Source organism: Exiguobacterium sp. s123 (genome assembly GCF_018617075.1).
Taxonomy (GTDB): domain Bacteria; phylum Bacillota; class Bacilli; order Exiguobacteriales; family Exiguobacteriaceae; genus Exiguobacterium; species Exiguobacterium profundum.
Window position 1 is genome coordinate 235,096 of the sequence record NZ_JACSJL010000005.1, and the last position, 13,029, is coordinate 248,124.

Here is a 13,029-nt window from a genome sequence, read left to right on the forward strand (position 1 = left end):
AGTTTGATTTGACGGAGAAAGGACGGATCATCATGTTTGACCGTTTAAGTGTATTAGAAGATCGTTACATGCAATTGAATGAAATGCTCGCCGATCCTGAGGTGCTCAGTGACTCGACGAAGTTGAGACAATATTCGAAAGAGCAGGCACAACTAGAAGAGACGGTACAGATGTATCGTCAGTATAAAGAGACAAGCGAAGCGTTCAAAGAAGCGAAGGCAATGCTTGAAGACCGGACGCTCGACGCCGATATGCGTGAATTGGCAAAAGAAGAGATGAACCTCCTTGAGCCAGAAGTCAAAGAGCTAGAGGCGAAACTGCGGATTTTATTGCTTCCAAAAGACCCGAACGATGACAAGAACGTTATCGTCGAAGTTCGAGGAGCAGCAGGCGGAGACGAAGCGGCACTTTTTGCAGGAGATTTATATAAGATGTATACGCGATTTGCTGAACGTCAAAATTGGAAAGTGGAACTCATTGACGCGAACTATACCGAACTCGGTGGATTTAAAGAAGTCACGTTCATGATCAACGGAGCAGGCGCTTATTCAAAGCTCAAGTTTGAGAACGGAGCCCATCGTGTGCAGCGGGTCCCGTCGACTGAATCGGGCGGACGAATCCATACGTCCACAGCAACGGTTGCTGTTCTTCCGGAAGCAGAGGATGTCGAAGTGCATATCGATATGAAAGATGTACGAGTTGATACGTTCACTTCATCTGGTCCAGGGGGACAATCGGTCAACACGACGCAATCAGCTGTCCGCTTGACACACATTCCTTCAGGACTCGTCGTATCATGTCAAGATGAGAAGTCGCAGCATAAAAACAAGGATAAGGCGATGAAGGTCCTTCGAGCACGCCTGTATGATAAAATGCAAAGCGAACATATGGAAGAGTTGTCTGCTCAACGAAAATCGGCTGTCGGAACAGGTGACCGTTCCGAGCGGATCCGCACATACAACTTCCCACAAAGTCGTGTCACCGATCATCGGATTGGATTGACCCTTCAGAAGTTGGACCGTGTCCTAGCAGGTGAACTTGAAGACATTATCGACGCACTCATCATGGACGAACAGGCACGTCTGATGGAGGATGCGGAATGATGCGGATTGCCGCGCTACTTAAGCAGACGGAAGAACGACTAGTTGAAGCTGGGCGCGACCGTGCGGCTGCCGAGTGGTGGCTTATGCATGTGTTGCAAGTCGATCGCACCGGTCTCCTCGTTCGTTTGTCGGATGAATTGTCTTTAGATGAGGCGGCACGGTTCGAGGCGGGAATCGAGCGTTTATTGATGGGAGAACCGGTACAACACGTGATTGGTCATGCTCCGTTTTACGGGCGCTCGTTTGAAGTGAACCGGGATGTGTTGATTCCGAGACCAGAAACGGAAGAGTTGATCGACTGGGTACTTGGGCAACTTCGTCACATCAAGGATGATGAGATTGTCGATGTTGGAACAGGAAGCGGAGCAATCGCAATCACATTGAGCCTTGAGCTCGGAGTACGCGTGCAAACCGTTGATATTTCTCCGGAAGCAATAACGGTTGCAAAGCGGAATGCGACCGCTCTTGGTGCGAATGTACGATTTTATGAAGGCGACGGACTTGCACCGATTGGGGACCGCTCAATTCGCATCCTCGTCTCAAATCCGCCCTATATCGAGGCGGATGAATTGTTGGATGAGACGGTCGTCGGCTACGAACCGCATCTCGCCCTCTTTGGAGGGAAGGATGGGCTCGACATGTATCGACAATTGATTGCGGAGTCGGTGCGCGTCTTACGTGCCGATTGGCAGTTGATTGCGTTTGAAATCGGGTATAACCAAGGACAAGATGTGAAATCATTACTGTCTGAACGTTATCCTGAAGCAGAAACGGGTATTTTAAAAGATATAAACGGCAAGGACCGTATCGTCTATGCCGTAAGGGAAGGGATTGCGTATGGAAACGAAATGGATTAATTCGAATGAGATTGAAGAGGGGGTACGTCTTCTTCAAGCAGGTGAAATCATCGCCATGCCGACAGAAACCGTCTATGGTCTCGCTGGAGATGCCATGAACGATGTGGCAATTCGAAAGATTTTTGAGGCAAAAGGTCGTCCGTCGGATAACCCGCTCATCGTCCATATCGCTTCAATCGACCAAACGAGTTTGTTTGTCGATTCGATTCCTCCTGTTGCCAAACGCTTAATGGATGCGTTTTGGCCAGGCGCTTTGACGATCATCTTGCCTTCAAACGGACAAGCCTCTTCGCTCGTGACCGCGGGCCTCGATTCCATCGGACTCCGGATGCCGAATCATCCGGCAGCACTCGAGTTAATTCGTAAGTCAGGGTTAGGGCTTGCGGCTCCGAGTGCGAATCGTTCCGGACGACCTTCGCCGACAACTGCTCAACACGTCGCGGATGATTTGAACGGACGAATCGCAGGAATCGTGGATGGGGGTCCTACCGGAATCGGAGTCGAGTCAACCGTTGTGGATTGTACGGGTGACACGGTAACGATTTTACGACCAGGTGGTGTGACGCGAGAAGAAATGGAAGCTGTCATTGGACCGGTCGCCTTAGATGCCAATTTAAGTAACGATGAAGCCACACCACGATCGCCGGGAATGAAATATACGCACTATGCCCCAACGGCACCTGTTTTTTTAGTCGATGGCACACGTGAAGATCTGGAGCGTGTCATCGAGGAACGGAAGCAAGCGGGGTTGCGAATCGGTGCCCTCGTCTTCGACGAAAACCCGACACCGGCTGAGGTCACGCATTCACTTGGGACCTCGATGGAAGTGGCGGCACAACGCTTATACGATGCGCTTCGTCGATTTGATGAAACAGACGTGGATGAGATTTATGTGAACACGATTGAACCGGTCGGAGTCGCATTAGCCGTCTATAACCGTTTATACAAAGCGGCGGGCGGAAAGGTTGTGCACCCGACGAAAGATGCCTAAAGACATAGAGGAGGACACGCGATGTCAATGAAACGCGTATTATTCATATGTAGTGGCAACACGTGCCGAAGCCCGATGGCGATGGCCTTGCTCCGTTCGAAGATGACCGGGGACGAGTTTGATATTCGCTCAGCCGGTCTACGGACGATGCAAGGATTCGATGCTTCTGAAAATGCACTGCAAGTTCTCAGAGAACGTGGGATTGAGCTCGATCATGTCACCCAGACGTTCGATGAAGTGTTAGGGAATTGGGCGGATATCATCTTGACGATGACACGCGCACACCGTGAACAAATTCGGGATACATACCCGGATTTGTCTGAGCGGACGTACACGCTCTATGAATTCGTGACGGGGCTCGAACGGGACATCAACGATCCGTTCGGCGGTTCGATGAATGTGTATCGCCAGGTGCGAAACGAGCTCGAACCACTCGTGAATCGACTTGTGTTAAAATTAACGAATGATGGGTCAAAGGTGACGAAACCACCGAGACGCCTACCAAAGAAGACGGGGGAATGAACGAATGAAAATTGCAATTGGCGCTGATCATGGCGGCTTCAACTTGAAGAAAGAAATCGTAGCCTTGCTTGAGGAACTCGGACATGAGTATAAAGATTTCGGGACGCACTCAGCGGACTCGATTGACTACCCGGATGTGGCCATCCCGGTCGCAGAAGCGGTAGCGGCAGGTGAATTCGATCGTGGGATTTTGATTTGCGGTACGGGAATCGGAATCGGGATTGCGGCGAACAAAGTCAAAGGGATTCGTGCCGCACTCGTCCATGACTCATTCAGCGCGAAAGCGACACGTCAGCATAACGATTCGAACATCATGACGATGGGCGAGCGTGTCATCGGACCTGGTCTTGCACTCGACTTGGTGACGACGTGGCTCGATACGGACTTTGAAGGCGGTCGCCATTCAAACCGTGTCGACAAGATGAGTGCTTACGAATCGAAGTGAGTCAAATGAAGACGGAACTTCTCGGATTTTTGACGGAGCTTCACGAACGGTTTCCTTTGAATGATGAGCGCATTCTCGTCATCGGATGCTCGACGAGTGAAGTGCTCGGAAAAACGATTGGGAAGGCAGGTTCCATTGATGTCGCAAGCGAATTGATGGAAGCATTCCTTGAATTTAGAAAGAAGACAGGTGTCCATTTGGCGTTTCAAGGGTGTGAGCATATCAATCGTGCCCTCACCGTTGAGCGCCGGACACTCAAACAGTTCGGTCTCACAGAAGTGTCGGTCGTCCCGGTCCGATCGGCGGGCGGAGCGATGTCAGAGAAGGCTTATGCCAACTTTGATGAACCATGTGTCGTCGAATCGATTCAAGCAGATGCCGGGATTGATATCGGCTCGACATTGATTGGGATGCATTTGAAACCGGTCGCGATACCGGTTCGGTTATCATCGAAGCATCTCGGAGAGGCGTACGTCACGTTCGCAGTCACGAGACCGAAACTGATTGGTGGGCCACGGGCTCAGTATCCAAATAAATGAAGAAAGCATCGCATTTAGGTTTTTCGACCGAATGCGATGCTTTTTTGTTCAAATTATAAATCTTCTCCAAAAAGATAGGAGATGACCATCGGGAAACGCTCACGCCAGGCGAGCTCGTTGTGAACTCCTTCTTCAATCACTTCGAATCGGATGTGTTCGACCTTGTCTTTTAACAAGTTGTACACGCGTTCGCTCGACTCACGATACATCTCGTTCGTCGGTCCATTTTCGATCGGTTCCTCGACTTCTTTTGCGCCGACGTCCAAGTAAAGACGCTCGACGCCCTTCAAATCGCTCGCTTCAATCAATTGTTCCAGCTCGGTTTGGTTGAACCAAAATGCAGAGGACAGGGAAGCGACGCGCTTGAAGATGTCTGGATACACACAGGCGGCATACACCGAGATGAGTCCACCCATCGAACTCCCCATCATCGCTGTCGCTTCCGGGATCGTCCGATAGTCGGCATCGATTTGAGGTTTCAATTCCTGCGCGATGTATTCGATATAGGCGGAACCTTGCCCGCCGAGCACGATGTCACGACCGAGCAAGCTCTCCCCGATATAAGGGTTTTCCCATGGTCCATACTCATCGAGTCGTTGTTCGCCTGGTGCACTATCGAGGGCGACGACAATCAAGTCACGCTTCGAGGCGTCTAAATATTCACCGACGCGCCAGCTCATGTTGTAGCTCGCATCCTCGTCAGCAAAACAGTTTTGTCCGTCGTGCATGTAGAGGACCGGATATCGTTTTTCGGACGTCTCATAGTCGGCAGGTGTGTAGATTCGGACCGTTCGTGTCCGTTCGAACGGTGTGATCGTCAGTTCTTTTGTCTCAATCATAAGTGGCCTCCTCACAGTTACATTCTTATTAATGATACCCAACTTTTCATCAGATTATTGCGATACCCAAAAAAACAAGCATGTGGTACGATGGGGGTGTTGATTTTTAGACATTTAGAGGGGGTCTTCACATGGTAAACACGACGAAGTTGAAAGTGCAGGATGCGGAATTATTTGAGGCAATGCAACACGAGCTCGGTCGTCAGCGCGACAACATCGAACTCATCGCTTCAGAAAACTTTGTTTCAGAAGCGGTCATGGAAGCGCAAGGAGGCGTATTGACGAACAAATATGCCGAAGGATATCCGGGACGCCGCTATTACGGTGGCTGTGAGTTTGTCGACGTTGCTGAGAACTTGGCGCGTGACCGTGCGAAAGAATTGTTCGGTGCAGAACATGCGAACGTACAACCACACTCGGGTGCACAAGCGAACATGGCGGTCTACTTCACGGTGCTTGAAGCAGGAGATACGGTTCTCGGAATGAACTTGTCTCATGGTGGTCACTTGACGCACGGTAGCCCGGTCAACTTCTCAGGTGTGCAATATAACTTCGTCGAATATGGTGTAGACAAAGAGACAGAACACATCGATTACGACGTCGTCGCTGCACTTGCGAAGGAACATAAGCCGAAATTGATTGTTGCGGGAGCATCGGCATATCCACGTACAATCGACTTCGCGAAGTTCCGTGAGATCGCGGACAGTGTCGATGCTTATCTTATGGTCGATATGGCGCACATCGCCGGACTCGTGGCAGCAGGTCTGCATCCGAACCCGGTCGAACATGCGCATTTCGTCACGACGACGACGCACAAGACGCTCCGTGGACCACGTGGAGGGATGATTCTTTGTAAAGAAGAGTTCGCCAAAGCGATCGATAAGTCGATTTTCCCAGGGATTCAAGGAGGACCGCTCATGCACGTCATCGCGGCAAAAGCGGTCGCGTTCGGTGAGGCACTCCAACCGGAATTCAAAGATTACCAACGTCAAGTCATTGCGAATGCACAAGCACTTGCGGCAGGCCTTGAAGAAGAGGGACTTCGAATCGTATCGGGCGGAACGGACAATCACCTCTTGCTCGTCGATCTTCGAGGAATCGACATCACAGGTAAAGCAGCTGAGCATGCATTGGATGCAGCAGGAATCACGGTCAATAAAAACACGATTCCATTCGACCCGGCATCACCGTTTGTCACAAGCGGAATCCGTCTCGGAACGGCTGCGATGACGACTCGTGGTTTCAAAGAAGCGGATATGAAAGAAGTGGCACGTCTCATCGGGCGTGTGCTCAAACAACATGAAGACGAGGCGGTAATCGCGGAAGCACTTCAAGACGTGCGATCGTTAACGGCGAAGTTCCCGCTTTACCCTGAACGAGGCTGAGTCAATGGATATTCGGACACTAGCAGAACGAGAGCTATCCGAACTTCCATTGTTCGATATGACAGAATGGTTGGCTCGTAAAGGGGAATACGATCCTTCTTTCCGTCTTGTCGCCAGTGAGTTCGGTGTCATCACGACGCTCCTCGACCATGGCTATTATGAAGAAGCGAGCGAACGAATCGTGCCGCTCCTCGGGATGAAAGTGCCTGCTGCTTTCCATCGACTAGGTCTTGCGCTAGAAGTGAAGGCGAACGGAAAAAAAGCGGCCAAGCGCCGCTTTCGTTCGTTCTCGTCGGCTGTCATCCAACATTCGGATTTAGCCGAATGGCGACAGGCGTTCAAGTTCGATAAGAAATGGCTCGGACTCCCGCTTGTCGTTGGTCTTGCAGCTGTAGCGCTCGTATTTTGGCCAGATTCCGAACCGCCGGTCGTCACGCCGGACGAACCGGACGAAGTCGTTGTCGAGACGGTGACAGAAGAAGAAGCGCTCGCGGAACGTCTTGAAGAACTCGAGGCAGAAGTCGCCCGACTCGAAGAAGAGAATGAGAAACTTCAAGATTCGGACGAACAGAAGCCAGAGGAATCGACTGAAGAAGCACCGGACACCTCAACGGATGTCGTACCGCTGGCTGAGGTAGAATCACTCGTCCAAGACAAACAGTATGAAAAAGCCGACCGCCTATTAGACGGGAACGCGAAAGTCGGACAAGAACAAGCAGTTGGATTTTATCGACTTCTTGTCGACAATAAGTTAGGACAAGCAGACATTGCGGACTATGCGGCTTATCTCGAGTCGTATCCGGAATCCGGTTATAAGGCGGATGTCCTTTGGATGAAAGGGATTGCCGAGAAAAAAGCGAATGACCCGGCTTATCGTGAAACATTGACGACCGTTTCAGAGATGGAAGGGACGTATTGGGCACCGATTGCGAAGTCCGTGCTCGAAGAGTAAGGTGCTACATGAGTAGCGCCTTTTCTCATGAAATTCTAATGAAGTACACCACGATTTCTCGTTTTCCTGTCGTATGATTTGAGGTAGGAGGGATGCGTGTATGAAACGTGTAATGAAAACCATTGGAACAACTTTATTGGCGATCGGACTTATGGGAATCGGACTTGCCGGATTTTTATTCTTCACTTCACCTGGACAAGCTAGCCTGTCGCAACTATCGCTAGCGGCGCTGCAAGTCGAACAGCAGATGGAACAAGTCGATACGAAGTGGGATGAATGGGAAGATGATTTAGAAAGACGAATCGAGCAAGCCATTCCGGAAGGCGTTCGTCTGTTTTTTGCGGATTGAATTCGGGAAATGAATAACGGTACGTCGAGCGAACCGCTCGGCGTTTTTTCAAAGGAGTGAGCAGGATGCAGACGATTCTCGTCGTAGAAGATGATTCGAAGATTGCGCGATTACTGGAGTTGGAATTGAAGCATGCGGGATATGCGGTCATGGTGGCGACAGACGGTCGTACCGGTTTGGAACGAGCTCTCGCTGACGATGTCGACCTCGTGTTGCTTGACGTGATGTTACCTCAAATGAGTGGACTCGAGGTGGTCCGTCGTCTGAAAGAAGAGCGACCTTTGTTACCCGTTCTGATGGTGACGGCCCGTGGCGATCGATACGATAAAGTGAGTGGACTCGATCTTGGCGCAGATGATTACATCACAAAACCATTTGAAATAGAAGAAGTGCTCGCACGGATTCGGGCATTTTTACGAATGCGCCAGCTTGTTCGTCAAGACCATTCCGAACAGGTGTTGACATATGAGACATTGACTGTCGACGTGAATCGTCATGAAGTATATTGTGACGGAAAGAAAGTAGAGTTGACTCGACGTGAGTTTGACTTGTTGGTTTTCTTTTTAGAGAATCCGGAGCGAGTTTTGACGCGTGACCAACTCGTCGAACACGTGTGGGGATTCGACTATTATGGGGATACGAACGTCGTGGACGTGTATGTCCGATACGTCAGGAAAAAATTGACCGGCTCTTGGATTCAAACGGTTCGCGGTGTCGGCTATATGTTGAAGCGTGGTGAGTGACCGATGCTACGAACAAAGATTGCGTGGGCGATGACAGGGTTTATGCTGTTGCTTCTTCTCGTCTCCTTTGGCGTGACCTGGTTCGTCGCCAGACAGGAAATTGTCGATTCGCGTTTTGACGTGTTACTGCAGGCGTTGAATCTCTTGGAAGAAGATGTCCGGAATAGCGATGCGGTATTGTCGCTTCATGAGGACAGTGTCGTGTTAGAACGTCAAGAAAACGGCGAATGGGGAATCATCGCAGGAGAAGTGCCAGACGGAACGACGTTTCCCATCAATTACGGGGAACCGGCCCTCATCGATGATTGGTTTGTGGTCGCGACGACGGATGGACTAGCGTTCGGCTTTCAGGATCGAGATGTGAGCAATACGATTCAAGCGCTCGCAACCATTTTTCTCGTCATGTTCTTCCTTGCCGTTCTCTTGACGTTCCTCGGGACGTGGTGGATTTTACGTCAAGGTCTGTCACCGTTACGCCGATTGACAGAAACGATGGAACGGATCACGGAGTCCGGTAAGTTAGAGACAATCGAAGTGGCTGACCGAAAGGATGAAGTGACGACTCTTTCGGACGGATTTAATCATATGATCGAGCGAGTCGAAGGGACGATGGAGCAACAACGTCGTTTCGTCGCCGATGTTTCACATGAACTCAAGACACCGTTGACCGTCATCGAGGGCTATGCGAAGTTATTGCAACGGTGGGGACAAGAAGATGAGAGTGTACGTGCCGAAGCGATTGACCATATTTTAACGGAGTCGCGTCAAATGCGACATGATTTGATTGAACCGATGCTCGAATTGAATCGATTTGCTGCACTCGAACAGGTAGAGCGAGAAGAAATCGATTTAGCTGAACTTGGGGAATCAATAGGGGAACGTTTTTTGCGGTCGCACGGCGTCCATTTACCTATTGAAGCTACAGGAAGCTGGTTTGGTCATCGTGAGTCGTTACAGCGGATTCTTGTCATCCTATTAGACAATAGTTTGAAGTATGCGGAAGAGACGAGCCTTCATTTGAAGAGTGATCGAATTGAGGTACGCGATCGAGGACCCGTTCTAACGGATGATGTGAGGAATCGGCTGTTCGATCGATTCTACCGATTAGATGAAGCGCGCGATCGCAGTGGGAGCGGTCTTGGTCTCGCGATTGCGAAAGAAGTGGCGGACTTGAATGAGTGGACGATAGGAAGTAGATCGAATCATCCGGATGGCAGTATATTTTTCCTGACTCGATGATGAATATTTCGCATTTTCTCATCAACTTCTAATGAAGCCTTAAATATGCTCTCACGGAAGAGGCTTATGATGAAAATAAGAAGAACACATCATGAGGAGGAAACAAACATGAAACGCATCGGTTGGATTATCGGCGCATTATTAGCTGTCATGGCAATTGTTGGAATTGGATTTTACGTAAACGGGAATCAGACGGATACGGTCATTGTTCCACAAGCAATCAATCAAGCGAGTGACGATCGATCGACGGACAACCCAGATGACCCTGCTACATCGGATGGCTCAAGTAGCGCATCAGATGATTCGTCAGCAGCGCGAGTGGGAGATGGAGACGACTATAAACTATACGGGACGCTCGTGAAGTTATCGAAAGAAGATGTCACCATCAGCTTCAACGGAAAAGAGTCGACATACCCTTTAGCGGCGACACATGAAATCGATGACGATACACCGCAAGTGGGTGACCGGGTAAAACTCGAATTGAACCGAGATGATGAAGTGAAGGAAGTGGACCGTGAGAGTGGTGATGATGATGCGTATATTTACGGCACGCTCGTCAAACTCACAAATCAAGAAGTCACGATTAAGATCGATGGGAAAGACAACGTATATCCACTTGCCGCACGTTCTGAAATCGATGATGACACCCCGCGTGTCGGCGACTTTGTCAAACTTGAACTAAATCAAGATGGGGCGGTCATTGAAGTCGACCGTGAATCGGAGGACGACCAGAATGAACAAGATGATTCTTCGCAGGACGACTCATCTCAAGATGACTCACCTGAAGATGAGCGAGAAAACGACTGATGGTGTAACGAAAAGGACTAATCTTTTGATGGATTAGTTCTTTTTTTGTGGCTAGACGTTGAGGCATAAAATGGATTGGACCGCTTTTATCAAATCATCAGAAACGTAATAATTCTGAAATCATCACAAAAATAGGTTATATGTTATGATGTACAAGAAAAATTTAGGTGGTTTCCACCTAATTGGGAATGAGGAGGGACATCAATGCGTACGTATTGGGGAATCTTACTCAGTTGTATCTTGTTGAGTGGATGTGGTGCCGAGACGTTGAACGCAATCGAATTACGTCCTTTGTCTTCCTATCGAGTCGAGCAAGATCCTGAGATACTATTAACGAAACAAACACAAGAGAAACTGCTTACATACTGTGAGCGTCGTCCGACAGATGTCTTGCCCGAGCGACGAGCCATGGTGGCGGAAGTGACGTTTCATCATCCGCTCTATGAAGTACTCGGCTCCAAAACAGTGAAATATTTTGCAGCGGGAGATGAACGGTACCTCACTTGTGCGAACAGCAATGAGTTGATGGAGCGAACATTTGCTGTGGAGCCCATTCAAGCGTATGAAGCGCTTGAGCCAGAGCGGTTTCAAGAGTCGAACGTAGTTTCGACGATTGAGTTTGAGCGTATCGACGAACTTAAAGCGGTGACCAGTAAGTTCAACTTGAACGAGACGCATGAAGAAGTGATATCCGATTCAGTTTTTCGTTATAAGACGCCAGATACGGGGGCAATCTATGTGACGTTCGAGACGATTCGAAACGGACGCACACTTGACCCAATCATTGAACCAAAACTATACCCGTTTCAAAGCGGAGAAAATGAAGGGTATGTCTTCTTGACGAGGCGGGCCGATGATCGTCTCACCCTACAAATCGGAGAGGCGTCCTCGCTCAAACAACTCGTCCTACCGAATATATATGAGGCTCCTTATATGAAAGTCGATCCGAAAGAAGAGATTTCACTAAAGGGAAATCATCGCGAACTCATGAAACGCATCATCTTATCGGACCGACCGATTGAAGGGGATGTGGCTGAAGAGACGTCGTTATCGTTATCGAAAACATATGGAACGGTCCTTGAAATTTGGGGACATGTCCGCCGTCCTGTGACAAACAAGATGTCCACTCGCCCCGCCGAAGGGGAAACGCGCTTGGCCGTTTTTGAATCGGATCAAGATACAATCTGGCTAGACGGACCAAAAACGCAAGAGTTGTTTGACGCCTTGTCTCATATTCAGCCGCATGAAAAAACGTCTACAGCTGTCAAAATCGGAGACTTGCATCTGTATGAAGAATTGACCGAGCAATCCTTTGATGTATGGAAAACGGAAACAGAACTCTATTTAGTCAATCAACACACATCACAATCGTATGAACTTCCGGCCAATGACTATTTCCAAATCAATCAGCTATAAATGGCGTCTGACCTTTGAAAAATTAGAAGTTGGCTCTACCCATCTCAACAGACTTAGGGTACAATGCTCGAGAGAGAATGAGAGAGGAGTGAAGCAAGATGGGAAAAGTGCATGTTTATGACCATCCTTTGATTCAGCACAAAATGACGATTATGCGTAAAGTAGAGACGGGGACGAAGCAGTTCCGTGAACTCGTCGACGAAGTTTCTTCACTTATGGCATACGAAATCACGCGCAGCCTACCCCTAACAGACGTAAAAATCGAGACACCGGTCTCTGTTTCCACGCAAAAGATGATTGCCGGCAAGAAATTGGGAATCGTCCCTATTTTACGTGCAGGACTTGGTATGGTGGATGGGTTCCTCAAAATGATGCCGAACGTAAAAGTCGGTCATATCGGTCTTTACCGTGATCCGGAAACGCTTGAGCCACACGAATACTACTTGAAACTTCCGACAGACGTCACAGAACGCGACTTTATCGTCGTTGACCCGATGCTCGCGACTGGTGGTTCTGCTGTTGATGCGATCGCATCACTCAAGAAACATGGAGCGAAGTCAATCAAGTTGGCATGCCTCTGTGCAGCACCAGAAGGCGTAGAACGTGTACAAGCAGAACATCCGGATGTAGAGATTTATCTTGCTGCACTCGATGAAAAATTAAATGACCACGGTTATATCGTTCCTGGACTTGGGGATGCGGGTGACCGTTTGTTTGGTACGAAGTAATGACTTAAAAGCGAGAATCGCCTGTGCGATTTTCGCTTTTTTTGACGAATGACACGAAAAATATTTATCATTTACAGATGTCACAAAATAGACACAAAACGAGAGCGAGAAGAA

15 protein-coding genes are annotated in these 13,029 nt (G+C 49.2%); 14 read left to right on the plus strand and 1 reads right to left on the minus strand.

Features of this window, described 5'->3' with window-relative positions; genetic code table 11:
* Window positions 1-32 precede the first annotated feature (32 nt).
* From prfA to KNO72_RS10825, 6 genes are read left to right on the plus strand one after another with little or no spacing between them, the layout of a single operon-like run.
* Complete coding sequence (gene prfA / locus KNO72_RS10800) at window positions 33-1,103, plus strand: peptide chain release factor 1 (protein WP_078147952.1); 1,071 nt, start codon at window positions 33-35, stop codon at window positions 1,101-1,103.
* Window positions 1,100-1,960, plus strand: a complete 861-nt coding sequence (prmC, locus tag KNO72_RS10805; protein ID WP_078147671.1) for a peptide chain release factor N(5)-glutamine methyltransferase — start codon at window positions 1,100-1,102, stop codon at window positions 1,958-1,960. The genes prfA and prmC overlap by 4 nt, the downstream gene beginning before the upstream one ends.
* Window positions 1,941-2,951, plus strand: coding sequence for an L-threonylcarbamoyladenylate synthase (locus KNO72_RS10810; protein ID WP_214758149.1), 1,011 nt, complete (start codon window positions 1,941-1,943; stop codon window positions 2,949-2,951). The genes prmC and KNO72_RS10810 overlap by 20 nt, the downstream gene beginning before the upstream one ends.
* Before the next feature lie 21 nt (window positions 2,952-2,972).
* Window positions 2,973-3,473, plus strand: a complete 501-nt coding sequence (locus KNO72_RS10815) for a low molecular weight protein arginine phosphatase (protein ID WP_012727381.1) — start codon at window positions 2,973-2,975, stop codon at window positions 3,471-3,473.
* A gap of 4 nt (window positions 3,474-3,477) precedes the next feature.
* The gene (rpiB, locus tag KNO72_RS10820) at window positions 3,478-3,918 is read left to right on the plus strand and encodes a ribose 5-phosphate isomerase B (protein WP_012727380.1); all 441 of its coding nucleotides are present in this window, start codon (window positions 3,478-3,480) and stop codon (window positions 3,916-3,918) included.
* Window positions 3,915-4,457 carry a TIGR01440 family protein gene (locus KNO72_RS10825; RefSeq protein ID WP_371815849.1) on the plus strand — a complete coding sequence of 181 codons (543 nt, stop codon included), beginning with the start codon at window positions 3,915-3,917 and terminating at the stop codon, window positions 4,455-4,457. Before rpiB ends, KNO72_RS10825 begins: the two co-directional genes overlap by 4 nt.
* A gap of 53 nt (window positions 4,458-4,510) precedes the next feature.
* Here KNO72_RS10825 and KNO72_RS10830 read toward each other — a convergent pair whose 3' ends face one another.
* The gene (locus KNO72_RS10830) at window positions 4,511-5,296 is read right to left on the minus strand and encodes an alpha/beta hydrolase (RefSeq protein WP_214734523.1); all 786 of its coding nucleotides are present in this window, start codon (window positions 5,294-5,296) and stop codon (window positions 4,511-4,513) included.
* A gap of 131 nt (window positions 5,297-5,427) precedes the next feature.
* Here KNO72_RS10830 and glyA point away from each other — a divergent pair, with 131 nt between their 5' ends.
* From glyA to upp, 8 genes are all read left to right on the plus strand, one after another.
* Window positions 5,428-6,681: a serine hydroxymethyltransferase gene (gene glyA, locus KNO72_RS10835; RefSeq protein WP_031422243.1), complete on the plus strand. Its 1,254-nt coding sequence runs from the start codon at window positions 5,428-5,430 to the stop codon at window positions 6,679-6,681.
* A 4-nt stretch (window positions 6,682-6,685) separates the two neighbouring features.
* A complete protein-coding gene (locus tag KNO72_RS10840) occupies window positions 6,686-7,633 on the plus strand; it encodes a hypothetical protein (protein ID WP_214730234.1) in 948 nt (315 codons plus the stop codon).
* Between the two features lie 100 nt (window positions 7,634-7,733).
* Window positions 7,734-7,982, plus strand: a complete 249-nt coding sequence (locus KNO72_RS10845; RefSeq protein ID WP_214686029.1) for a hypothetical protein — start codon at window positions 7,734-7,736, stop codon at window positions 7,980-7,982.
* A 65-nt stretch (window positions 7,983-8,047) separates the two neighbouring features.
* The gene (locus tag KNO72_RS10850; RefSeq protein WP_211782232.1) at window positions 8,048-8,725 is read left to right on the plus strand and encodes a response regulator transcription factor; all 678 of its coding nucleotides are present in this window, start codon (window positions 8,048-8,050) and stop codon (window positions 8,723-8,725) included.
* A 3-nt stretch (window positions 8,726-8,728) separates the two neighbouring features.
* Window positions 8,729-9,964 (plus strand): sensor histidine kinase, encoded by a 1,236-nt coding sequence (locus tag KNO72_RS10855; RefSeq protein WP_214730235.1) that lies wholly within the window; start codon window positions 8,729-8,731, stop codon window positions 9,962-9,964.
* 108 nt (window positions 9,965-10,072) lie between these two features.
* Window positions 10,073-10,771 (plus strand): hypothetical protein, encoded by a 699-nt coding sequence (locus KNO72_RS10860; protein ID WP_078147664.1) that lies wholly within the window; start codon window positions 10,073-10,075, stop codon window positions 10,769-10,771.
* Between the two features lie 204 nt (window positions 10,772-10,975).
* On the plus strand, window positions 10,976-12,187 hold the full coding sequence (locus KNO72_RS10865; RefSeq protein ID WP_214758153.1) for a hypothetical protein: 1,212 nt from the start codon (window positions 10,976-10,978) through the stop codon (window positions 12,185-12,187).
* Window positions 12,188-12,285: 98 nt separating this feature from the next.
* Window positions 12,286-12,915 carry a uracil phosphoribosyltransferase gene (gene upp / locus KNO72_RS10870; RefSeq protein ID WP_214686037.1) on the plus strand — a complete coding sequence of 210 codons (630 nt, stop codon included), beginning with the start codon at window positions 12,286-12,288 and terminating at the stop codon, window positions 12,913-12,915.
* Window positions 12,916-13,029 lie beyond the last annotated feature (114 nt).